Here is a 20,850-nt window from a genome sequence, read left to right on the forward strand (position 1 = left end):
GCTTTCGCGCGATGACCATGGGCGAATTGCTTTCCGGCGATTTGTCGGCCGAACTGACGGCGCTGCTTGCAGCCAGGCCGGAATTTGGCGATTTCGATGCTGATGGCGCGGCTCGGGTCGTTGCCTGCTTAACCTCGCCTCCCCAGACCCCTGTTTCAATTCCATGAATCCCCCCCTTCCCCTTCTCGTGGCCGAAATCGGCATCAATCACAACGGTGACATGGCGCTCGCCGAGGCGATGGTACGTGCGGCAGCGGACGCCGGTGCCGATGCGGTGAAATTTCAAAACTACGCCACCGAGGATTTTCTCTCCGATCATGCGCTCACCTATACCTACCGTAGCCAGGGGCGGGAGATCACCGAATCGCAGTTCGCGATGTTTAAGCGCTGCGAGCTTGGCGACGCTGATCTGGCGCGGCTGAAGGCCTGTTGCGACGCGTGCGGGGTGATGTTTTTCAGCACGCCGACCAGCTCGGCCGGGGTGGATGCGCTGGTGCGCGCCGGGGCCACGCACCTGAAAAACGGTTCTGATTACCTCGGGCATCTTCCGCTGATCCGGCACATGGCGCGGAGTGGGCTGCCGACTATTCTTTCAACTGGCATGGCCACCGAGGTCGAAATTGTCGAAGCGGTGGACGCCTACCGGGGCGCGGGGGGGCGCGAGTTGGTGTTGCTGGCGTGCACCTCGGCCTATCCGACGCCCCCGGAGCAGGCCCACCTCCGGCGCATACCGGCGCTGGCTGCTCGTTTCGGCTGCGCCCCGGGTTTTAGCGACCACACAGCGGGCTGGGAGGCGGCGGTCGCCGCGGTGTGTTTGGGCGCCGTTATGGTGGAGAAGCATTTCACCACCGATCGCACTTTGCCGGGGCCCGACCAGTGGTTCTCCTCCGATCCGGCGGAGTTTGCTGAACTCGTACGCCGGGTGCGAGACGCCGAGACCCTGCTGGGCCACGCCGACCTCGGACCGACCGCGGCCGAGAAGCGTTCCCGCGTTGATTTTCGCCTGTCTTGCGTGGCAGCCCGGGATTTGCCGGCAGCTCACGTTGTTGAAGCGGGGGACATCGCCTTCCGGCGCCCGGCCACCGGTCTTCCCCCGTCGCAGGTTGAGCGGCTGGTGGGCCTTCGCCTGCCTGGCCAGCTCAAACGCGGTGAACCATTTACTGAACAACAACTACTTACACTTTTATCATGAATACAGCTCCAATCGACCCGGCTTGGGAAGATGCCATTTATTCGCAAGGTCGGCACCTCAACCGCTACCCCTTTGATGCGGTAGTCAGTTTTGTTTATCGCTATCGCCCCACAGGCCGCGCGCCGCAGGAAATCCGTATACTCGAAGTGGGTTGCGGAGCGGGTAATACCGTTTATTTAGCTAAACAGGTCTATTGGAATGATTGCTGCTTTAGGGGAAACCAATGAAACCGAAAATCAAGTTGGTGGATGAGCAGGGGCGAAAAGAGGTGAAGGCGCTGTTGGCCGGGGAGGAGCAGGCAGGATTGCCAAAGGCCAGGTTGATGGCCGTGAGGTTGGCGTTTACTGGACAGCATAGCCTGGAGGAGATTGCGGAGTTGACGGGGATGGTACGCAGTCGGGTGATCGAGTGGATCGGACGTTTCCGCAAAGAGGGAGTACAGGGGCTCAAGAATAAGCCCAGAGGGGGCGCGAAGGCGGGTAGCACCCAAGTGACCCCGAGCGCTGAATCCGGGTTGATCGAAGGGCTCAAAGAGGGCCGATGGAAGCGGGCCGAAGAAGTCCAACGTTGGGCGAAGAGCCAGGGGGTGAACTTGTCACGGCCCGGGGTGTATGGATGGCTGCGGCGGGTGGGGGCGAAGCTGAAGTTGCCGCGCAAAAGTCACGCGAAAAAGGATCCTGCCAAAGCCGATGCGTTCAAGCGGGAGTTGGACACTCGCCTAGCCGCGCTGGGTTTACCAAAAGGAACGAAGGTAAGGGTTTGGGTGGCCGACGAACACCGCTACGGACTGATCAGTGTCTTGCGCCGCGTGTGGACTTTAAGGGGGCACCGCCCCACTGCGCCTTACCGCACTCGTTACCAATGGGGCTATCTTTACTCCGCGCTCGAGGTAGCCGGCGATGGTTTGGCCGAAGCCATGTTCGCCGATGGAGTAAGTCTGGACATGAGCCACGCCTTTCTTCGCCAAATCAGCACCCGTGATCCCGAAGCAGTCCACGTCATCATCTGGGATCAGGCTGGTTTCCACCAGAACACCGACACCTCGCTCGATCAACTGCCCCCGAACGTACGCATTATCTCGCTGCCTCCCTATAGCCCTGAACTTAACCCGGTCGAAAAACTTGGTGATCTGATCAAGGACCGCATCGGCAACATTCTTTACGACACCCTTGGCGACATCGAAGCGGCCATCAGCGAGAAACTCCATCCCATCTGGCACGGTCCAGAGCGCGTTCGAAAATTGATCGGCGAGGGTTGGCTTCTCGCTAAAACAAACTGTTCCTTCAAACGCTATAGACCCGTTTTGGCATAGAAATAGTATAACAACTTGTGGTTTGCCGCTCGGGAAGGGTTCGATGTGGCCGGTATCGACGGCAGTGTTTCGGCCGTGGACCATGCGCGGCGGCGCTTTGAACAGGAGGGACTCAAGGGCGACCTTCGGGTGGGTTTGTTTGGGCAGTTGCCTTGGCCCGATGACAGCTTCGACTTGGTGGTGGACCGCGGTTCGCTGACCTGTGTTGCGCCCGCTGGGCAGCAGGAGGCGGTGACGGAGATTCACCGCGTGCTGCGACCGGGCGGATATTTTTTCCATAACGGCTATTCTTCCCGGCATTTAAGCGCCCAGTTGGGGACTAAACTGCCGGATGGTCGCACCACCGATATTACCAGCGGAAGCTTGGTGGGCGTTGGCGCATTGTATTTCAGCACGCGTGAGGACATTTTTGCCCGCTTTTCGCATGGCTGGGAAATCGGCTCGTTTGAACACGTCGTGAGTGAATCGGTGGCGCTCTCGGCGGATACCTCGCCTGCTTGTACCCACGCTGAGTGGAGGGTGGTCGTTCGTAAGCTATGAGTATGTCGCTGCGGGTCGTCTTCCTCGGCAACCACACCGTGGGTGTACGCACACTCACGGCCATCCGCCAGCAGGCGCTGCTTGTGGGCGTGGTCGCCCATCCCGATGACCCCGAGGACGGCGTGCGCTACGAGTCGGTTCACGCTGAGGCCGTTCGCCTCGGAGTGCCGGCGATCCGCTCGACGGGCAAGGCCCCAGCGCTGAAGGAATTTATCCGCGCCTGTGCTCCCGATTTGTTGTGGATTGCGGATTTTCGCTACCTGCTGCCGCCCGACGTAGTGGCGCTCGCCTCTCTGGGCGCGGTAAATCTCCATCCCAGCCTGTTGCCGGCTTATCGGGGCCGGGCTTCGATTAACTGGGCCATCCTGCGCGGCGAAGCTCGCCTGGGACTCACCGCCCATATCGTGGAGGCGGGCATGGATACCGGGGATATCGTTGGGCAAAGTTCCTATGAGCTACGCGCTGATCAGGACGTGGGCGATGCGCTCAATTTGCTTTATCCGATTTACGGACACCTCACGGCCGAGGTCTTATCCGCCTACATTGCCGGGAGGGTTACGCGTCGGCCCCAAAATCAAAGCGAGGCCAGTGAGTTTCCTCGCCGCACGCCCGCAGACGGGGCTGTTGATTGGACACGGAGTGCACGTGAGGTGCGTGATCTCATTCGGGCGGTTGCCCGCCCTTATCCTGGTGCATTTGCACCCACTCTCGGTGGCTGTGTGCGACTTTGGCGCGCAGGGGAGATTTTGCGCTTTTCGGGCACGAGCCATCCCGCCCCAGGTGAAATTCTGGAGGCTGCGCACGACGGCCATCTGCGGGTGGCCTGTAAAGACGCCAGCCTTCTTATAATCGAAAGTGCATGGGAGGGCGTTGTTCATGCCCGTCCATCCGTCGGCGTTATCCTTGGCGATGGCTCACCCCAAAATTCCCTACGCGGCAAATGACCTCCCTCGATTCCTCCACTGCCCGCGATGATCAAACCACCATCGCATTTTTCAGTAAACAGTTGGAACGCCACCAAGAGGGACCATTGGCGGTGAATTGGGGCAGCCAAGCCGGTCAGGATCGCCGCTTTGCTGTGTTGGCTGGAATTGGGGATATGACCGGTTGTCGGGTGCTTGATGTGGGCTGTGGTCTTGGAGGGTTCTATGATTGGCAACTGCGGCAGGGACTCGGACTGGACTACGTCGGGGTGGATATCACTCCGGGCATGATTGAAGCGGCGCGCTTGCGCCACCCAGGGGTGGATTTTCAAGTGGCCAATGTTTTGGCGACCGACCCCGGCCAGTTTGATTACGTTATCGCCAGTGGCATTTTCTACCTGCGGCAACACGAGCCCGAAGCGTTCCTTGAACGGATGGTGACCCGGTTGTTCGGGCTAGCCCGGCGCGGCGTGGCCGTTAACTCGCTCAGCACTTGGAGTCCGCGGCGCGATGCCGGTGAATTCTACGCTGACCCGGTGCACACCCTTGAATTTTGTCGCTCTTTAACCTCCGCCGTTGTGCTTCGGCACGATTATCATCCCGGAGACTTTACCCTTTATCTCCACCAAGCAGCCTTCGCCTCATGATCGTCTCCATCATGCAACCTGCCTACCTGCCTTGGTTGGGCTATTTCGATCGCATCGCCAAAAGCGATCTTCACATCGTGCTGGACGACGTCGCTATCGATGCCAACAGCAAGACCAAGTTCGCCAACCGTAACAAAATCCGCACGCCGGATGGCTGGATTTGGCTTACCGTGCCGCTCCGCTCAAAGGGCAAGCACGGCAACTTGCTCCTCAGTGAGGCTGAGATTACCCCTGACACCCCTTGGAGGCAAAAACACCTTGGGGCGCTGCAATCCAACTACACCCGCACGCCTTACTTTGCCGAGCACCGGGCCTATTTCGGGGATATCTATGCGCGGGATTGGGCCCACTTGGATGCGCTCACGGCGGAGACCACCGGTTATCTCCGTGGCGCTCTGGGCATCACCTGTCCGATTCAGCGCAGCTCGGCCATGAATGCCAGCGGCGAGAAGGATGCGCTCATCCTGAATTTATGCCGCGAGGTGGGCGCAACCACCTACATTTCGGGCCCGTTCGGCAGGGAGTACCTTGACGCAGCCGCCTTCGCTGCGGCTGGAATCCAGCTGGTGTTTCATGATTATGCGCATCCCGAGTATGCACAGGGCTTCCCTGGTTTTGAGCCCTACATGTCTGTCGTGGACTTGCTTTGCACCCAAGGCCCGGCTGCTGGCGACATCCTGCGCAGCAGCGAAACTTCACTGGTTAAAGCCGACCTTTTATGAACCGAATTCTTGTAATCGCCGCCCATCCTGATGACGAAGTGCTCGGCTGCGGGGGCACCCTGGCGAAGTTCGCCGCCGAGGGCGCCGCCGTCTCCGTGCTCATTCTCGCCAACGGCCTCACCTCGCGCCCCGGCTTCGATCCGGTGCGCGACGCCGAAATGCTCAAAGTCCACCACGAGCGCGCTCGCCGCGCCGGTGCGCTGCTTGGCGTGCGCGAAGTCAACGTGGCCGGCTTCCCCGACCAGCGCATGGACACCCTGCCGCTGCTCGACATCACCCAGACAATCGAGCGTGAGATCGCCCGCGTGCAGCCGTCGATCGTCTTCACCCAGCACGGCGGGGATTTGAACCTCGATCACGTTATCACCTTCCGCGCCACCCTGACCGCCACCCGCCCGATGGCCGGAGGCGTTGTGCGCGAGCTTTACAGTTACGAGGTGCCGTCATCGTCGGAGTGGGCGTTCGGTCAATTCGAGCCGCGTTTCCAGCCGTCGGTCTTTTTCGACATCGCCGACCACCTCGACGCGAAAATCGCGGCCATGCAGGTTTACGAGAGCGAGACGCGCGTCTTCCCGCACCCGCGCTCGCCCGAGGCCCTGCGCGCCTTAGCCCTCCAGCGCGGGGCCGCCTCCGGCCTGCGCGCCGCTGAGGCCTTCCACTGCGTGCGTTGCCTTCGCTAAGTCAATTCCTGGTCCGCCCCCTCTTTCTGTCCCCTGATGAAAAACATCCTGTTCTTTTCGCCCTACGCTTTTTGGAAACTGCATGCGTTGTATGAGGTCGGGCTGTTTCACCACTTTAAGCACCGCGGGCTTAATGTGGATTACATCCACTGCGACGGGGTTTTTGGCGACTGCGATCTGTACTGGGAGGCCACCGTCGGCCCACGTCCCGCCTGTGCCTGCGAGGTTTGCCAACGTGAGGTCAATGCCTTCCTCAAGCAGTATCACTTGCCCGTCGATCCGCTCGGCGCTTACACCCGACCCGAGGAGAAAATCGCCGCGCGCGGGTTTGTCGACGCGTTGCCCAACACCGGGCTGCTACAGGCGGAGTTTCTTGGCTTCCCCTTGGCCACGTGGATCAAGTCCTCGGTTCACACCCACCTGCGCGTCAACGTACTTGATCCGGCCAACCCGGGGCATGCCCGGAGCCTGCGCAGCTACCTTTACCATGGAGCTGTCGCGCTACAGGCGATTCAGCGCGTGTTGACCGAGAAACGCCCCGACGTGGTCGTGTTGTTCAACGGCCGCATGTCCTATCCCAACATCGCCCTCGAGCTCGCCAGACTGCGCGGCATCCGGGTGGTCTGCCACGAGCGCGGCGTGCTGCGCGAGTCGCTCGCGCTTTGGGAAAACAACCACTGCATTTCGTTCGGGGTCTTTGCCGAGATGGCGGAAAAGTGGGGCGCAGTCCCCCTGAATGGACCGGAGGCGACCCTGGCCGCCAAATGGCTGGCGGACCGCGCCAAGGGCAAAAACCTCAACTGGCGGGCGTTCAGCACCGACGGGTCCAGCGGCGCTTTCCCAGGGTTCATGGCCCGGCACCCCGGTAAGAAAGTCGCTGTGCTGTTCACTAGCAGCATGGATGAGATGATCGCCTGCGAGGACTACCAATGCGTTTTCGGCGATCAGATTCCTTGGATCGAGCGCACCGTGGCCGAGTTTGCGACCATGTCAGACGCCGTGCTCGTGATACGCGCTCACCCGAACTCGGGCAGTAAACAATCCACCGGCGTCAACCTCGACGAACTGGGCTATTACCGGGAACTGCAAGCGAGGCTTCCGGCCAACGTGTTTCTGGTTCAGCCCCAGGACTCGGTGAGCTCCTATGCACTGATGGAGGCGGGTGACCTGGGCTTGGTTTTCGGCAGCACTGCTGGGCTGGAGATGTTAGGACGGGGCAAACCGGTGTTGGTGGCCGCCCGTTGCCAATGGACCTATGCCCAGGTCCTGCCGCAGATCATGGATTCCTCCGGCTACGGCGATTTGCTCCGCAGCACTCTCGCCGCGCCCAGCACGCTGGCCGAGAAGTTGGCGCGGATGCGCACCGCTTACCGGTTCATTTACGCTTACCTCTACCGTTGGCAAATCGCGTTCCCACTGGTGGCCATGCCCGATCCGCACACCGGCGAACTGCGCGCCCAGACCCTCGAGGATTTCAAACCTGGCCGCCACGCGTGCCTCGATGCGGTCGCTGGCATCGTCCTGGGTGAGAATTCACTGGTTCCCGAGGTGAGCGGCCGTTCATTAACCGACGATTCCGCCGAGACCGCCGCTTTGGAGCGTTATGAGCGGCAGGGCGGTTATCGCTCGGGCCGCGCCGAGGGTGTGACCATCAGCGCGGTGGTGACGTGTTATAACTATGCCGATTTCCTCCTCCCGTGTGTGCGCAGTGTCGTCGAGCAAACCCGGCCGGTGGATGAGATCATCATCGTCGATGATGGTAGCACCGACGACAGCGCTTTGGTTGCCGAGCGCTGCATTGCCGCGTTTCCCCAGGCCAATATCCGGCTTCTGCGTCAGGCCAACTCCGGCCAACCGGCGCTGGCCCGCAACGCCGGCATCCACCAGGCGCGCGGCGATTACATCCTGCCAGTCGATGCCGACGACCGGATTGATCCCGGCTACATTGAGGCCTGCTGTGAGGCCATCGAGGACCAGCCCACCGTCGGGCTCATTTATGCTGACCCGATTTATATTAAAAACGGCCAGGCCAAGCAGGTGGTCGCGGGGCAGTTTTCTGTAGCATCGATGAAGCTGGGCAACCAGCTCGTCTATTGCTCGCTGTATAAACGCGAACTGTGGTGCCGGATCGGCGGATACCGGGACAATATTCGCGGCTATGAGGACTGGGATTTCTGGGTGGCGATCGCTCTGCTGGAGGTAAAGGTGGTACACCTTTCGCGTCCCGGCCTGCTTTATAACGAGAAGGATACCGGAGTGTTTTCGCAGACCACCGGCTCGCATCAGCAACGCGTCGCCCGGCTGACGTTGAACAATCCCGGCGCCTTCACCGCCACCGAATTGCAGGCGGCCGCCCGGCTCCTGCGCAGCCAGGGGCAAGATGTCCCCGCGCTGTTTACTCCGGCGGCGGTCGATCGTTTTCGTAAGGAGGTCGCACTGTTGCAGGCTCGCCGTGATCGGCTCGCCGGGGCCACCGTCGGTGACGCCCCCGAGGCGGCGGGGCAGCTCACCGCCGAGTTGTTGTTGGCCTGGCGCCATCACGACTGGATGTTGGGCGCGCAGCTGGCCGGACAGTGGCTCGCCGCCGTGGGGGCCGATCCGTTTGTGCTCACGGTGCAAGCGACCTGCTGGCAGCGCACGATGCACCCCGACCTGGCCGCCGCCGCTCGCCAAGCGGCGCAAGCGTGGACCCCGGAGTTTGTTTCGAACAACGCGCAGCCACTCGCCTTGAGCGGGGACTGGCGAAGCCTCGTGCGGGCAGGGCTGGCGCAGATGACGCCGCCGCGCCGCGAGGGCAGGGGGGCCTGGAGCTTGGCCTGGGCGTTGGTGCGGCTGGGGCGCGCCGATTTGGCCGAGGCAGTGGTGCGCGCTTGGCGCTCGACCGCGCTCGAGGCGGGGCTGGCCGATCTGATGGAAGCGGCGCTGGCAGGGATGCCCCGGCCGCAGCCGATCGCCGGTGAGGTGACGCCGGCGGCCAGCGAAGGTGATTTTACGGCCGACGATGTGGCGGCGGTCGCCGCCCTGGCCGAGGAGGCGCGCAACGATTCGACCAACGAGGAGTTGCGCGGGCAATTACAGGAACTCGGCGATGAATGCGCCCGGCGTTTGCTCGCGCTTCCGCCCGCGGAGGTGCGGGGGCTGTTTGCGAGTAATTTTGGCGCGATCTGGGAGGCGGTCAGCGGGGCTGGCATGGGATTGTCCGCCGCGCCGGTTAAACCCGGTGCGATCAGCGCCCCGGGTTCGGCAGGCTGGGCTCAGTCCGTTCTGGTGGCCTGGTTGCATCCGGAGGCGGTGCCGTCCGACACGGCTTGGGATCAAGCTCCGTTGTGGGTCTGGGAAGCGATTCAGTCCTCCTGCGCAGGGCGGGCGCGGGTGCGTGTCGACGCGGCCGCAGCGTCGGCCGGGGCGAAAGCGACCTTCGCCGGTTTAGCCGGCAAGCGGGTTTTGCTCTACGCCGACGACGAGGGGCAGGGGGGCGCGGCCCATTATAACCACCACCTCAGTCTAGCCCTGCGAGCGGCGGGAGCGGTCGTGGTGGTTGCCCAGCCCAAGTCGGCTACGCCCATGCTCCAGGAGCAGGCGCGCGCCGGTATCCGCCATGTGTGGACGGCCTACGATGCTTCCGGGATTTTCCCCCGCTCGATGACCGATGAGGCGGATGCGGAACGCATCATCGCCCAGGCGCGCCCGGACCTGATTTATTTTAGCGATTGCTGTGCGGTGTCGCACCTCGCGGCCAAACGTTATGCCGCGCGCAGTGGGCACGCCTACATGGTGATCTGCCACTCGGAGGCGGCCTACCTGGCCGACCGCTTCAAAGCCAGTCTGCCCGAGGTGGCTAGGCTGCTGGCCGCCGCCGCCGAAGTGGTCGCCGTTTCCGAGAGCAGCCGCCGGGTCTTGCAGAGTTGTTTCGGCCTGGCGGAGGGGCGCGGCCAGGTGATCTACAACGGCCGGCCAGCGTCGTATTTCGCGCCGGTTGATCCAGCCGAGCGCCAGCGGGTACGTCAGCAGTGGGGCGTCACCGACTCGACGTTGGTTGTCCTCACGGCGGCGCGCTTCGATAGCGGCAAGGGTTACCCGTTTCAGATCGAGGCGATGAAACACCTGCGTTCGGCCGGTGCGCTTGAGGGAGTGCAATTCATCTGGGTAGGGGAAGGCGAACTACGCGGGCAGATCGAGGACCAGGTCGCCCAGGACCAGCTCGCGGCGCACGTGCGCTTCCTCGGTTATCGTTGGGATGTACCTGAACTACTCGCGGGGGCCGATGCGTTCATTTTGCCCTCCCTGCACGAGGCGATGCCGCTGAGTATCATTGAGGCGATGGCGCGCGGGGTGCCGGTGATCGCCACCGCTGTCGGCGGCATCCCGGAGGAACTCGGTGACACTGGGCAACTTTTGCCCGATCCCAACCGCGATCCTCTGGCGACGAGCCGGGTGATGGCCCAGACGCTCGTGGAGTGGAGTAAGGACCGAGCTGGGTTGCGCGAGCGCGGCCGGCGGTCGCACGAACGGGCGAGCGGGCTTTTCCGGCAGGAACAGATGCTGGAAAAAACCCTCCAGTTGATCACCGCCACGCTCAAGGCGCTCGGCCTGAGTTAAGGAGATGCGGGCGGGGTGGTCACGAGGGGCGGTGTTGCGCCCCCCGTTGGGCTGGGCCTGCCCCAGCCCAACGGCCCGTGGTTAATCGCGTTTGCGCATCAAAACCTTAATCCTAAATCCGGCAATAGAAAGTGCGGCCGGCGGGCGTTGCCCGTCGGATAGATGAGGGTGGAGAGTGCTGCGGCAGGCTGAACGGAAGCGCGATCAGCTTGGGGCGGTGGCCAAAGGCGGTTCAGGGCCGAGTACAGGGAAGTTTTCCTGTAAAATCCTCGCTACGATTTGCCCCCAGCGCTGGGCGACACTCCATTGCTCCGCATTATGAAGGATACCATGTAACCATCTGGCCAGCTTTGTGATGAGTTCACTCAGGCGAGGTGCCTCGGCATGGCTCAAGCGCACGTCCAGGCGGCGTTGACCGGAGTGTTCGCTCTGCCGGGTCGCTCCGCAGAGCAGACGGGGACGTGTACTCACCGCCTCGTGGTGCTGACCGGGTTGAAGCAGGCGGTGATAGAGCGTCCACCAGTTGTAAACCAGTGCGGCCAAACGCGCGGCGTGCTGACAGGAGTTTAGCTCCTGGGAGGTAAACCCCGACCAGCTCCACTGGTTCTTGAGCTCGTCGAAGGGGTTTTCCGCGCCCCCACGTTCCCGATACAGGGTGGCAAGGGTAAGGATCTCGTAGGGCAGGCTCGTAACGAGGATCTGATGTTCGTAGATGATCGGCTCGCAGGCGGCCGCGTCGGGGATGTTCAGCAGCAAAGCGTGGTCGGCTTGCTCGCGCACGAGGCGGCGGCGGGCCCGGGGGTGGCGTTGGTCGTTGAGGCGACGGCGCAAGACCACCACACGTCGGGCCCGGTTCCAGCCTTGCAGGCGCAGGCAGCTTTCGCAGCCCTGCCAGCCTTGTCCGGCGTCGGTCCAAGCGGTGGTGGTGGTGCGTTCAAGCGCGGCCACCAGCTCGCGGGCCTTGGCGGTGCGGCGCAGTTTGAACAAATAGTTGAGTTTACGCGCTTCAGCTTCACTGAGCAGCGCCTCCTGGCCATAGGCGCAGTCACCGCGCAAAAGATGGGGCCGGCGCTCGGCTGGCAGTCGGTCGATGAGCGCCCACAGCCCCGCAAAACCATGTCCGGCGGCGGATTGATCGCCGGGGTGCACCTCCACGTCCAGACACAGGCGCAAGGTGGCGATCCAGTAGGTGTGGTAGGCGTGGCTGGGGCGTCCGGGCTTTTGCGGGTTATAGCCGATGCTGGCACCTTCCTGACGTCCATAGATGGGCTTGATGGTGACATCGATGTCGAGGATCCACTGGTTATCCAAAAACCCATGACAGGTTTGGTCGAGGTGACGCCGCAACCAGTCCTGCCCCTGCTCGGCACCGATGCGAGCCAGCGCCCGGCGCACACAATCCTCGCTGACAATCGACTTAAGTCCGAGCAGGCTCGGGGCAATGTCGTCGCCGCGCAGGGCCGCGAGGTGCGCGTAGCGATAGTGCCCGGAGAGCATCCCCAAAAGCAGGGTTCCAATCACGTCGCGAGGGCGGTGTGCGCGGTTGCTGCTGTAACAAAGCGGCGTGTCCGCAACCAGTGCCTCGAAGCCTCCTGTCGCACACAAGTACTGCGTGAAAAACACCAGTGCCCCCAAGGGGCTCACCGGCAACTCTGGGGCGAACTGCGCACGAAAACGTCCTCCGGGTGTATCCACAATCAACACCTCGGCGGCATCGCTTGGCGTTGCCTTGTGATCAGGGTTTTCTGACTCACCCTCGGGGTGAGCTTTTTCCGGCGGTAAAAACGGCGGCATATGACAGCCAAACAATCACCTGCGTGATTTTTGGCTAGTTTCTATTGCCGGATTTAGGGTAACTCAGCCCGTCGGCGTCACCCACGGTTACCAGGACCAGATAAAGTCCCCAGGCGGGGGCACTGGCCCGCCCCAGGTAATTGCCCCGCACCAGCCGGTGGTCCAGCCAGCTAAACTGGGCCGGCGTGCGCCGGAGTTGTTCGCGATCGATCGGTTGTTTTTGCATAATCGGGCGGCTGGACGTCGATGCCCAGGATCACCCGCCCCCGGGATTGCAGGTGTCGCAGCATGGGTTCGAGGTCCTCTTGTAACGTCACTCCGGCGAACTGCGCGATAAGCCCCACGAGCACAGGGTTTTGCGACTCCCAGCTGTCTTGTAACGCCGCGCAGGGATTCGGTAACGCCACCTCGGCGACCGGCTCGGCTTTAGGCTGGTGCACAACGGATTGCGTAGTTGGGATGTCTTGTAACGCCACCCGCCGTCGCGGCCCCCTCCGCCTTGAGTACCCCGGATTGGCCTTCCGCCACTCCTGCACCCGTTGGACATTTTCTGGGCCTTTCCAGTGGTCGAGGTTCTCCGGCTTCGCCAACCATTTGGCCTGACTGGCCGCCCGGCTCGCCCGTCGGCATCCCGGCTTCCCGCAGTAGCGCTGACGCTCGCGGTTATGCGCGTCGGGCAGAAAGAAATCGGCACAGTGCAAACACTTGCGTGAACCGGTTGGATGCATCGCTGTGCATCCGCCAAGCGTCCCGCCGGTTCAATCTCCACCCATTCGCACCCCTCATATCCCCAGCCGGACAGGGAAGAAAACCCACCCACGGAAGAAGAGTATTACTCTTTTTAAGGGGAAGAAGATCCACCGAAGAAGAAGTGCATTCCTAACCGCCAGAAATAGACGCTTTCCCGCTCGCCGCTCACAAAAGCCCGGACGCCCCAGCCACGCCTACCACACCTACTGGATCGCCACCTTGCGCCTGTGTCTGGACGTGGAGGTGCACCCCGGCGATCAATCCGCCGCCGGACATGGTTTTGCGGGGCTGTGGGCGCTCATCGACCGACTGCCAGCCGAGCGCCGGCCCCATCTTTTGCGCGGTGACTGCGCCTATGGCCAGGAGGCGCTGCTCAGTGAAGCTGAAGCGCGTAAACTCAACTATTTGTTCAAACTGCGCCGCACCGCCAAGGCCCGCGAGCTGGTGGCCGCGCTTGAACGCACCACCACCACCACCACCGCTTGGACCGACGCCGGACAAGGCTGGCAGGGCTGCGAAAGCTGCCTGCGCCTGCAAGGCTGGAGCCGGGCCCGCCGCGTGGTGGTCTTGCGCCGTCGCCTCAACGACCAACGCCATCCCCGGGCCCGCCGCCGCCTCGTGCGCGAGCAAGCTGACCACGCTTTGCTGCTAAACATCCCCGACGCGGCCGCCTGCGAGCCGATCATCTACGAACATCAGATCCTCGTTACGAGCCTGCCCTACGAGATCCTTACCCTGGCCACCCTGTATCGGGAACGTGGGGGCGCGGAAAACCCCTTCGACGAGCTCAAGAACCAGTGGAGCTGGTCGGGGTTTACCGCCCAGGAGCTAAACTCCTGTCAGCACGCCGCGCGTTTGGCCGCACTGGTTTACAACTGGTGGACGCTCTATCACCGCCTGCTTCAACCCGGTCAGCACCACGAGGCGGTGAGCACACGTCCCCGTTTGCTCTGCGGAACGACCCGGCAGAGCGAACACCCCGGTCAACGCCGCCTGGACGTGCGCTTGAGCCATGCCGAGGCACCTCGCCTGTGTGAACTCATCACAAAGCTGGCCAGATGGTTACATGGTATCCTTCATAATGCGCAGCAATGGAGTGTCGCCCAGCGCTGGGGGCAAATCATAGCGAGGATTTTACAAGGAAACTTCCCCTTACTCGGCCCTGAACCGCCGTTGACCACCGCCCCAAGCTGATCGCGCTTGCGTTCAGCCTGCCGCAACACCCTCCAACCTCATCTATCTGACGGGCGAAGCCCGCCGGCCGCACTTTCTATTGCCGGATTTAGGATTAACATTTTGCATCAGCTTTTCATCTTCGTAAAGCGTTGATTGCTAAAGTACGACGATGGCCTCGTGGATGTGGAGCGTGTCGAGACTGATCGTGAGGGTTTGTCCCTTGTGCGTCCACTTCGGCTTAGAGCCTTCCCACGCTGCGCTAACCGATGTGGGCGGCTTTGTGGTTTTCATCGTGATGACGATCGGGCCTACTTTGGGGATCTCGTCGATCGCGCCGTTGTTCGGCTGGTTCGGGATGCCGCTGGCGCGGTTGACGAAGTGGAGGATCGAGCGGTCTCCCTTGCGGCGCAGCGCGACATCAACGCAGAGCGGGGCCCGCACGCTGATCGGCAGTTTCCCGGCAAGCGCACGCGTCACTTCGCCGATGAAGGCTCGGATCACGCGCACCTGGTCGGCGTCGAGGCCGGTGAGAAGCGCCATCAGGCTCATCGGTTGGGTGTGGCCGTCCTCATCGCGTCCCATATCAAATCCGCAACCCGCCGCTGCCGCGAGATCGCCGTCTCCGGTGGCATCAACAAACATTCCCGCCGTCCAGGCTTCGCGACCGGACTTTGATTCCGTGATCACATGGGTGAGGCGTTTGGTTTCATCCACCCCGGCGGCGACGACTCGCGTGTGCAATCGGATGTGAACCCCGGCCTCCATGCACATCTCTTCGAGAACGCTTTTCATTCCCTCGGGGTCGTAGGCGTTGGTCCAAGTGCCGTCGGCGAGGCGCGAGCGAAAACCTCCGGCCTGTAAACGTTCGAGGATCTCCGCCATTATGCCCGGTTTGTTCTCGTGATCGAGAATCCAGCTCAGCGCCCCCGCAGTCCAGACCCCGCCAAGGCACCCTTGCACCTCAATAAGCGATGTGCGGGCACCCTCACGGGCGGCGGCGATGGCCGCGGCGATTCCAGCGGGGCCGCCGCCGCAGATCAGAACGTCCGATCGGTTCACCACGGACGTCGAACGGGATGCTTCAATAATGGTTTCGAACATTTTTTCCGAATCAGGATTCATAGAGCCTATGAGTGAATGACAATGGCTTCGTGGATACGGCTGGAGGCCAGGTTGATCGCGAGCTTTGATTCCCGGTGTGTCCATTGCGGCTTGGAGCCTTCCCGAGGTACGGAAACGTATGCAGGCGAAACGCGAGGTCCTGTAGATCTTGTTTGGTCTTTGAGTGGGGTCTTCATGACTTTTGATCGGAGGTCTTCCGCCTTGGCAGAGGAGAAGCTGTGAGCGGCGGCGCGAACACCGTCTATTTCTGGCGGTTACAAAATCACCTGTCGTAAAAGCCGATGACCGGCCCCGCCAGGGGCCGATCATCAGGCCCGGTCAGCTTGCAGGTTCGTCGGCCAGGCGGTCTTTCATGCGGTAGGATTTGCCCTCGATGACGACGGTCTGGGCCCGGTGCAGTAGGCGGTCCAGGATCGCCGCGGTGATGCCAGCGTCGTTGTTAAAGATCCCTGCCCAGTGTTTGTAGGCCTTGTTGGTGGTGACGATCAGCGAGCCGCGTTCGTAGCGTTGGCTGACGATCTGGAAGAGCAGGTCGGCCCCCGACTTGTCGAGCGGCAGGTAGCCGACCTCATCGAGCACGAGCACCGCAGGGGTCATGTAACGCTTCAACTCGGCTTGCAACCGGTGCAGGGACTGGGCGGTGACCAGGGCGTTGATCGCGTCCACCGCCGTCGTAAACAGCACCGTGTAGCCCGCCTGGCACGCCGCGTAGCCCAACGCGCTCGCGAGATGTGTCTTCCCAAGCCCCACACCACCGCAAAACACCGCGTTGGTGCGCTCCTTGACAAAGCCCAGTTCGAAGAGGTGCCGCACCTGCGCTTCGTTCAACTCCTTGGGCCAGTCCCACTGGAACTGGTCGACGGTTTTCTTGACCGGGAAGCGCGCTGCCTGGATGCGCCGCTCCAGCGCCCGGATCTGGCGGTCCTGGGTCTCGGCCTGCACCAGTCGGCGTAAAAATTCGGCGTGCGAACAGCGCGCCTTGGCCGCCTCGGCCGTGAGTTCGCCGTGGTGGCGCAGCAGGTAACCGAGTTTCAGGTACTTGAGTTGATCTTTTAATAAATCGGTTTTTTCGGGTTCTGTTTTCATTGGGTATAGGGGCTTAAATCCGGGGGACGCAGTTCGAGTTCCAGTGCGGCCAACGCGTCGGCGCGGGTGAGGTGGATCGGCCCGGCTTGCGGCAAGGCCCGCGCGCGTTGTTCGAGCAAGTTGAGGATGTAATCGCTGGAGTAGGCGCCGAGTTCATGGGCGCTTTCGATCGCCCGGCCGACTGCCTCCGTTCCATACAGGGCCACCAAACCCACGATAGTCGCCAGGTGGTGTCCCGCGTTGAGCCGGCGCTCCTCCAGCCCCCGTTGGTAGGCGGGTGCCGCCGGGCTCAGTTCCAAAAACCGTAGCCGCAGGCGCTGCCGCGCCCCCTGCCGTTTGCGCTCCTCGAGTTCGCGCACATGCTCGGGGTTTTCCACATCGGCGCGGCGGGCAAAACTGCGGGCATGCTCGGCCACCAGGGTGCGGTCCGCATAAAACCTCACCTGCGCCCCCTCGATCTGCGCGGTGAGTAGCGCCCCGGCAAACTTCGTGGGCACCGAGTAGCGGTTCGTTTCGATACTCACCCGGCACCGCCGCGACGCCCGCACGCTTAAGGTGCGCACCGCCGGACTGGCCACCGGGTTAAGCGGCAGGAGCGCAGCGCGCTCCTCGGGCAGCCGGTCCACCGGCCGGCCCTGGGTTTCAGCGTGAACGCGCACGTTGGCCACCGTTTCCAGCCACAAGCTGGCGGCCGGCCCCAGCTCGGTAAACCCGTTCATCTGCCGCCCGCCAAGGAAGCTTTTTTTCACGTAACCCACCGCGTTTTCCACCATGCCCTTGGACTGCGGATGCCCCGGCCCGCACGCTTTTATCGTAAACCCGTAGTGCCGGGCAAAGTCCAGGTACTGGGCGTTGTACACCGGGTCGGTCCCGGGCACATGCGAGAGGACGGCCGTCTTGCAGTTGTCCACCATCACCTCGCGCGGCACCCCGCCGAGTTTTTCAAAGGCGCGCCGGTGACAGCCCAGCCACCACTCCTGGCCCTGCCCGAGGGTAAATTCCACATGCAGGAACCGGCTGTACCCCAAAACCATGACGAAAAAACTTAAAGCCCGCCGGGTGCCGTCCACCTCCACCGCGCCAAAACTGCCCCAGTCCACCTGCGCGGTCTGGCCGGGGGCAAACTTGAGGGTAAGAAACGCCTCCAGGTTCCTCGGCCGCACCCGCCGCACGTAGTCTTTCAAAATTGAATACCCGCCCGTGTACCCCCGCTCGCGCACCTTTTGCCAGAGCTGCATGGCGGTGAACGGATGGGCCTCCAGCCAGCGCGCGATCGCCGGCTTGTGCACGTCGAGCTTGCTTGGCCTAGGCACCTGCGCGGCCTGGCTGCGCACGTACTTTTCCTGCGCCTGCCAGCGCCTCACCGTCTGCACGTGCAACTGGAGCGAGCGGGCGATTTGCGGCGCACTGTGACCGGCCGCCTCCGCCTGTTTTATCCGGCAATACAGTTCGTAATCGATCACGCGCCCACCTCCCGGCTCGGCGGCGGCGTTGCCGCCAGCGTGTGCGTTGGCCTGCCCCGGTCCAAGGAGAGCACCTGGTAAAGTGGCGCGGCGTAGGCGATCACCCCGGCCTCGATTAACTGCCGGCGCGCCTCGACCAGGCCGTCCTCGCTGAGCGTGAGCAGCCGGGCCAGGGTGCGCGTGGCGTAGTAACTCAGCCCGTCGGCGTCGCCCACGGTGACCAGGACCAGATAGAGGCCCCAGGCGGGGGCACTGGCCCGCCCCAGGTAATTGCCCCGCACCAGCCGGTGGTCCAGCCAGCTAAACTGGGCCGGCGTGCGCCGGAGTTGTTCGCGATCGATCGGTTGTTTTTGCATAATCGGGCGGCTGGACGTCGATGCCCAGGATCACCCGCCCCCGGGATTGCAGGTGTCGCAGCATGGGTTCGAGGTCCTCTTGTAACGTCACTCCGGCGAACTGCGCGATAAGCCCCACGAGCACAGGGTTTTGCGACTCCCATCTGTCTTGTAACGGCACGCAGGGATTCGGTAACGCCACCTCGGCGACCGGCTCGGCTTTAGGCTGGTGCACAACGGATTGCGTAGTTGGGATGTCTTGTAACGCCACCCGCCGTCGCGGCCCCCTCCGCCTTGAGTACCCCGGATTGGCCTTCCGCCACTCCTGCACCCGTTGGACATTTTCTGGGCCTTTCCAGTGGTCGAGGTTCTCCGGCTTCGCCAACCATTTGGCCTGACTGGCCGCCCGGCTCGCCCGTCGGCATCCCGGCTTCCCGCAGTAGCGCTGACGCTCGCGGTTATGCGCGTCGGGCAGAAAGAAATCGACACAGTGCAAACACTTGCGTGAACCGGTTGGATGCATCGCTGTGCATCCGCCAAGCGTCCCGCCGGTTCAATCTCCACCCATTCGCACCCCTCATATCCCCAGCCGGACAGGGAAGAAAACCCACCCACGGAAGAAGAGTATTACTCTTTTTAAGGGGAAGAAGATCCACCGAAGAAGAAGTGCATTCCTAACCGCCAGAAATAGACGCTTTCCCGCTCGCCGCTCACAGAGAAGCCGGCGTTTTTGGCGGAAGACCACTGCATCGGGGCGCGTGATCCGGTGCGGTTGAAGCCGTCTTCCCAGTGGACGAGACCGTGGACATAGCTCATGCCGATCTCGTCGCCATTGGTATCGAGAATGCTCCGCGAATAACCGTCGTAGATGAAGGCGTTGGCCAGCCAGGAGGGTGTGTTTTGCTTCATAAGAATCTAAAAACTTGCGTGGTTGAATTGAATCAGGCGTTGGCGTTCCGTCTTTCAGAGCACCAGGTGCTCGCTGCTCACCACACAATCCTGTGCGTCGAATAAATTCAGGTAACAGACGGTTGTCGCGGCGGGGAGGGTGGCCGTGGTCATACCACCGGAAACATCCAGCTCCGCCGGTCGTGTCTGCCAGTGCCGATCCACCCAGCGGCCTGTGTCGGTCGTATAGCTTAACTCGGCCTTGGTGATGGGCTCCCGGCTCTCAAAGCTGGCGCGAACATTCCTTCCTTCCAAGCTGCACTGGCTGATTTGAGCGAGCGGGCTGCCGCCCTGAAAGAGCGCCTTGGCCAGGGCATGGATCTCCGGCGAATTTCCACCCGGCCCGTGCCCATGGTCCATGCGCCACCCGGAGCGACATGGTCCGCTGTCCTTCAGGCAACCGGTAAGATTTCTGCCAGGAATCCATTGGAAATGCGAAGTCGTTAGTTCCGTTGACCCAGAGCATGGGGCACTTCACCAGCGGCAGGTAACCCGAAGGATCCCATAGGCGCCCCCAGCGTTGCGCACTGCCGGGCTTCATTTTTCAAACTCCCCCAGCCACGTCGAATTCTCAGTCAGGAATCCGCAGCCATAAACCGGCGCGGCGAAAGCGAACCGATGATCGATCCCGGCGGCAATGCATGTCAGGTATCCGCCCCAGGAAACACCAGTGACGCCGATCCTTGCTGGGTCCACCTGATGGAAGGATCGGAGCAGCGAGTGCGCCCTGACCACCGCCGACACGGCATGGAATGTCCACTGATCTTCGATGGGTTCATCGATCTGACCAAACCCGCCCCAACCGGCAGGGCCGCCATCCGCATGGCGGGTATGGTTTTCGTAGCCGCCTCCGCTGATGCAGCCGCAGGTGTCCATGGCGATGGCGGCGTAACCGCGACTCACCCACAGCTTTACCCATGGGATAAATGCCGCCCCCCCCCCCCCCCCCCACCGCCATGCACCAGCACCATGGCGGGAACCTTTTCGCCTGGCTGCGAGGATGGCATGCCGTAATACTCAAAGACGCGGGTCGGCTTGCCTTTCCATGGAACCCCCTCGTAGAAAATCACCTTGAGCCCTTCGACGCTACTCTCCGTATCCGCGTAAACAAGGGGCACCGCCGAGAGCGAATCCATATTCCATGCAGAGAGTATTGGTGTTGTCATTGGCGATTCAGCTGTGAACCACGGCCTCCAGGCACAGCTCTTCGAGAACGCTTTTCATTCCTTCGGGGTCGTAGGCGTTGGTCCAAGTGCCGTCGGCGAGGCGCGAGCGAAAGCCTCCGGCCTGTAAACGTTCGAGGATCTCCGCCATTATGCCCGGTTTGTTCTCGTGATCGAGAATCCAGCTCAGCGCCCCCGCCGTCCAGACACCCCCGAGACGGCCGTGCAATTCGATTAAAGTTGCGCGGGCAACCCTTGCGAGCGAATGCGATGGTGGCAGCAATTCCAGTCGGACCGCCGCCGCAGGCAAGGACATCGCAGTTTGCCGCCAAATGAGTCCTAGGGGTGGGTTCGGAAAAAACCGTTGGGTCGGGATTTGCAGGAGTTGGCATAGAGTT

General features: G+C 62.3%; 20 protein-coding genes and 1 pseudogene. 11 read left to right on the plus strand and 10 right to left on the minus strand.

Features of this window, described 5'->3' with window-relative positions; translation table 11 throughout:
* Positions 1–17: 17 nt before the first annotated feature.
* The 10 genes from H2170_00005 to H2170_00050 are packed head-to-tail and all read left to right on the plus strand — an operon-like array spanning position 18 to position 10,615.
* Positions 18–167 (plus strand): hypothetical protein, encoded by a 150-nt coding sequence (locus H2170_00005; protein MCS6298478.1) that lies wholly within the window; start codon positions 18–20, stop codon positions 165–167.
* Positions 164–1,192: an N-acetylneuraminate synthase family protein gene (locus tag H2170_00010; GenBank protein ID MCS6298479.1), complete on the plus strand. Its 1,029-nt coding sequence runs from the start codon at positions 164–166 to the stop codon at positions 1,190–1,192. The genes H2170_00005 and H2170_00010 overlap by 4 nt, the downstream gene beginning before the upstream one ends.
* Positions 1,189–1,419, plus strand: a complete 231-nt coding sequence (locus tag H2170_00015) for a hypothetical protein (GenBank protein MCS6298480.1) — start codon at positions 1,189–1,191, stop codon at positions 1,417–1,419. Before H2170_00010 ends, H2170_00015 begins: the two co-directional genes overlap by 4 nt.
* On the plus strand, positions 1,416–2,504 hold the full coding sequence (locus tag H2170_00020) for an IS630 family transposase (protein ID MCS6298481.1): 1,089 nt from the start codon (positions 1,416–1,418) through the stop codon (positions 2,502–2,504). Before H2170_00015 ends, H2170_00020 begins: the two co-directional genes overlap by 4 nt.
* A gap of 45 nt (positions 2,505–2,549) precedes the next feature.
* Positions 2,550–3,044 (plus strand): class I SAM-dependent methyltransferase, encoded by a 495-nt coding sequence (locus H2170_00025; protein MCS6298482.1) that lies wholly within the window; start codon positions 2,550–2,552, stop codon positions 3,042–3,044.
* 2 nt (positions 3,045–3,046) lie between these two features.
* Positions 3,047–3,988 carry a formyltransferase gene (locus tag H2170_00030; protein ID MCS6298483.1) on the plus strand — a complete coding sequence of 314 codons (942 nt, stop codon included), beginning with the start codon at positions 3,047–3,049 and terminating at the stop codon, positions 3,986–3,988.
* Positions 3,985–4,614, plus strand: coding sequence for a class I SAM-dependent methyltransferase (locus H2170_00035; GenBank protein MCS6298484.1), 630 nt, complete (start codon positions 3,985–3,987; stop codon positions 4,612–4,614). Before H2170_00030 ends, H2170_00035 begins: the two co-directional genes overlap by 4 nt.
* A complete protein-coding gene (locus H2170_00040; protein ID MCS6298485.1) occupies positions 4,611–5,336 on the plus strand; it encodes a WbqC family protein in 726 nt (241 codons plus the stop codon). The genes H2170_00035 and H2170_00040 overlap by 4 nt, the downstream gene beginning before the upstream one ends.
* Complete coding sequence (locus H2170_00045; protein MCS6298486.1) at positions 5,333–6,016, plus strand: PIG-L family deacetylase; 684 nt, start codon at positions 5,333–5,335, stop codon at positions 6,014–6,016. The genes H2170_00040 and H2170_00045 overlap by 4 nt, the downstream gene beginning before the upstream one ends.
* A gap of 36 nt (positions 6,017–6,052) precedes the next feature.
* Positions 6,053–10,615 (plus strand): glycosyltransferase, encoded by a 4,563-nt coding sequence (locus H2170_00050; protein ID MCS6298487.1) that lies wholly within the window; start codon positions 6,053–6,055, stop codon positions 10,613–10,615.
* 204 nt (positions 10,616–10,819) lie between these two features.
* On the opposite strand, the gene H2170_00055 is transcribed toward H2170_00050, so the two are convergent.
* Positions 10,820–12,409, minus strand: a complete 1,590-nt coding sequence (locus H2170_00055) for a transposase (protein ID MCS6298488.1) — start codon at positions 12,407–12,409, stop codon at positions 10,820–10,822.
* A 34-nt stretch (positions 12,410–12,443) separates the two neighbouring features.
* Positions 12,444–12,635, minus strand: a complete 192-nt coding sequence (locus H2170_00060) for a hypothetical protein (protein ID MCS6298489.1) — start codon at positions 12,633–12,635, stop codon at positions 12,444–12,446.
* A gap of 743 nt (positions 12,636–13,378) precedes the next feature.
* On the opposite strand from H2170_00060, the gene H2170_00065 reads away from it, so the two are divergent.
* On the plus strand, positions 13,379–14,353 hold the full coding sequence (locus tag H2170_00065; GenBank protein MCS6298490.1) for a transposase: 975 nt from the start codon (positions 13,379–13,381) through the stop codon (positions 14,351–14,353).
* 138 nt (positions 14,354–14,491) lie between these two features.
* On the opposite strand, the gene H2170_00070 is transcribed toward H2170_00065, so the two are convergent.
* The 8 genes and pseudogenes from H2170_00070 to H2170_00105 form a co-directional block, all read right to left on the minus strand.
* Positions 14,492–15,457 carry an FAD-dependent oxidoreductase gene (locus H2170_00070; GenBank protein MCS6298491.1) on the minus strand — a complete coding sequence of 322 codons (966 nt, stop codon included), beginning with the start codon at positions 15,455–15,457 and terminating at the stop codon, positions 14,492–14,494.
* Positions 15,458–15,775: 318 nt separating this feature from the next.
* On the minus strand, positions 15,776–16,543 hold the full coding sequence (locus H2170_00075; protein MCS6298492.1) for an ATP-binding protein: 768 nt from the start codon (positions 16,541–16,543) through the stop codon (positions 15,776–15,778).
* Positions 16,540–18,006 (minus strand): IS21 family transposase, encoded by a 1,467-nt coding sequence (locus H2170_00080; GenBank protein MCS6298493.1) that lies wholly within the window; start codon positions 18,004–18,006, stop codon positions 16,540–16,542. Before H2170_00080 ends, H2170_00075 begins: the two co-directional genes overlap by 4 nt.
* A complete protein-coding gene (locus H2170_00085) occupies positions 18,003–18,362 on the minus strand; it encodes a hypothetical protein (protein ID MCS6298494.1) in 360 nt (119 codons plus the stop codon). The genes H2170_00080 and H2170_00085 overlap by 4 nt, the downstream gene beginning before the upstream one ends.
* Positions 18,363–18,977: 615 nt before the next feature.
* Positions 18,978–19,250: a hypothetical protein gene (locus H2170_00090; protein ID MCS6298495.1), complete on the minus strand. Its 273-nt coding sequence runs from the start codon at positions 19,248–19,250 to the stop codon at positions 18,978–18,980.
* Between the two features lie 54 nt (positions 19,251–19,304).
* Positions 19,305–19,649 (minus strand): hypothetical protein, encoded by a 345-nt coding sequence (locus tag H2170_00095; GenBank protein MCS6298496.1) that lies wholly within the window; start codon positions 19,647–19,649, stop codon positions 19,305–19,307.
* A 177-nt stretch (positions 19,650–19,826) separates the two neighbouring features.
* On the minus strand, positions 19,827–20,165 hold the full coding sequence (locus H2170_00100) for an acetylxylan esterase (protein MCS6298497.1): 339 nt from the start codon (positions 20,163–20,165) through the stop codon (positions 19,827–19,829).
* Between the two features lie 297 nt (positions 20,166–20,462).
* Positions 20,463–20,844 (minus strand): annotated as a pseudogene (locus H2170_00105) (FAD-dependent oxidoreductase).
* Positions 20,845–20,850: the final 6 nt, after the last annotated feature.

Origin of the sequence: Opitutus sp., assembly GCA_024998815.1 — a bacterium.
Lineage (GTDB): Bacteria > Verrucomicrobiota > Verrucomicrobiia > Opitutales > Opitutaceae > Rariglobus.

Bases quoted from the DNA above. Each gene is read 5' to 3' on its own strand.
- H2170_00085 (MCS6298494.1), bottom strand. From the start codon at position 18,362: ATGCAAAAACAACCGATCGATCGCGAACAACTCCGGCGCACGCCGGCC.
- H2170_00005 (MCS6298478.1), top strand. From the start codon at position 18: ATGGGCGAATTGCTTTCCGGCGATTTGTCGGCCGAACTGACGGCGCTG.
- H2170_00060 (MCS6298489.1), bottom strand. From the start codon at position 12,635: ATGCAAAAACAACCGATCGATCGCGAACAACTCCGGCGCACGCCGGCC.
- H2170_00100 (MCS6298497.1), bottom strand. From the start codon at position 20,165: ATGGACACCTGCGGCTGCATCAGCGGAGGCGGCTACGAAAACCATACC.
- H2170_00045 (MCS6298486.1), top strand. From the start codon at position 5,333: ATGAACCGAATTCTTGTAATCGCCGCCCATCCTGATGACGAAGTGCTC.
- H2170_00070 (MCS6298491.1), bottom strand. From the start codon at position 15,457: ATGAATCCTGATTCGGAAAAAATGTTCGAAACCATTATTGAAGCATCC.
- H2170_00015 (MCS6298480.1), top strand. From the start codon at position 1,189: ATGAATACAGCTCCAATCGACCCGGCTTGGGAAGATGCCATTTATTCG.
- H2170_00095 (MCS6298496.1), bottom strand. From the start codon at position 19,649: ATGGACCATGGGCACGGGCCGGGTGGAAATTCGCCGGAGATCCATGCC.
- H2170_00040 (MCS6298485.1), top strand. From the start codon at position 4,611: ATGATCGTCTCCATCATGCAACCTGCCTACCTGCCTTGGTTGGGCTAT.
- H2170_00055 (MCS6298488.1), bottom strand. From the start codon at position 12,409: ATGCCGCCGTTTTTACCGCCGGAAAAAGCTCACCCCGAGGGTGAGTCA.
- H2170_00020 (MCS6298481.1), top strand. From the start codon at position 1,416: ATGAAACCGAAAATCAAGTTGGTGGATGAGCAGGGGCGAAAAGAGGTG.
- H2170_00010 (MCS6298479.1), top strand. From the start codon at position 164: ATGAATCCCCCCCTTCCCCTTCTCGTGGCCGAAATCGGCATCAATCAC.
- H2170_00075 (MCS6298492.1), bottom strand. From the start codon at position 16,543: ATGAAAACAGAACCCGAAAAAACCGATTTATTAAAAGATCAACTCAAG.
- H2170_00030 (MCS6298483.1), top strand. From the start codon at position 3,047: ATGTCGCTGCGGGTCGTCTTCCTCGGCAACCACACCGTGGGTGTACGC.
- H2170_00090 (MCS6298495.1), bottom strand. From the start codon at position 19,250: ATGAAGCAAAACACACCCTCCTGGCTGGCCAACGCCTTCATCTACGAC.
- H2170_00050 (MCS6298487.1), top strand. From the start codon at position 6,053: ATGAAAAACATCCTGTTCTTTTCGCCCTACGCTTTTTGGAAACTGCAT.
- H2170_00035 (MCS6298484.1), top strand. From the start codon at position 3,985: ATGACCTCCCTCGATTCCTCCACTGCCCGCGATGATCAAACCACCATC.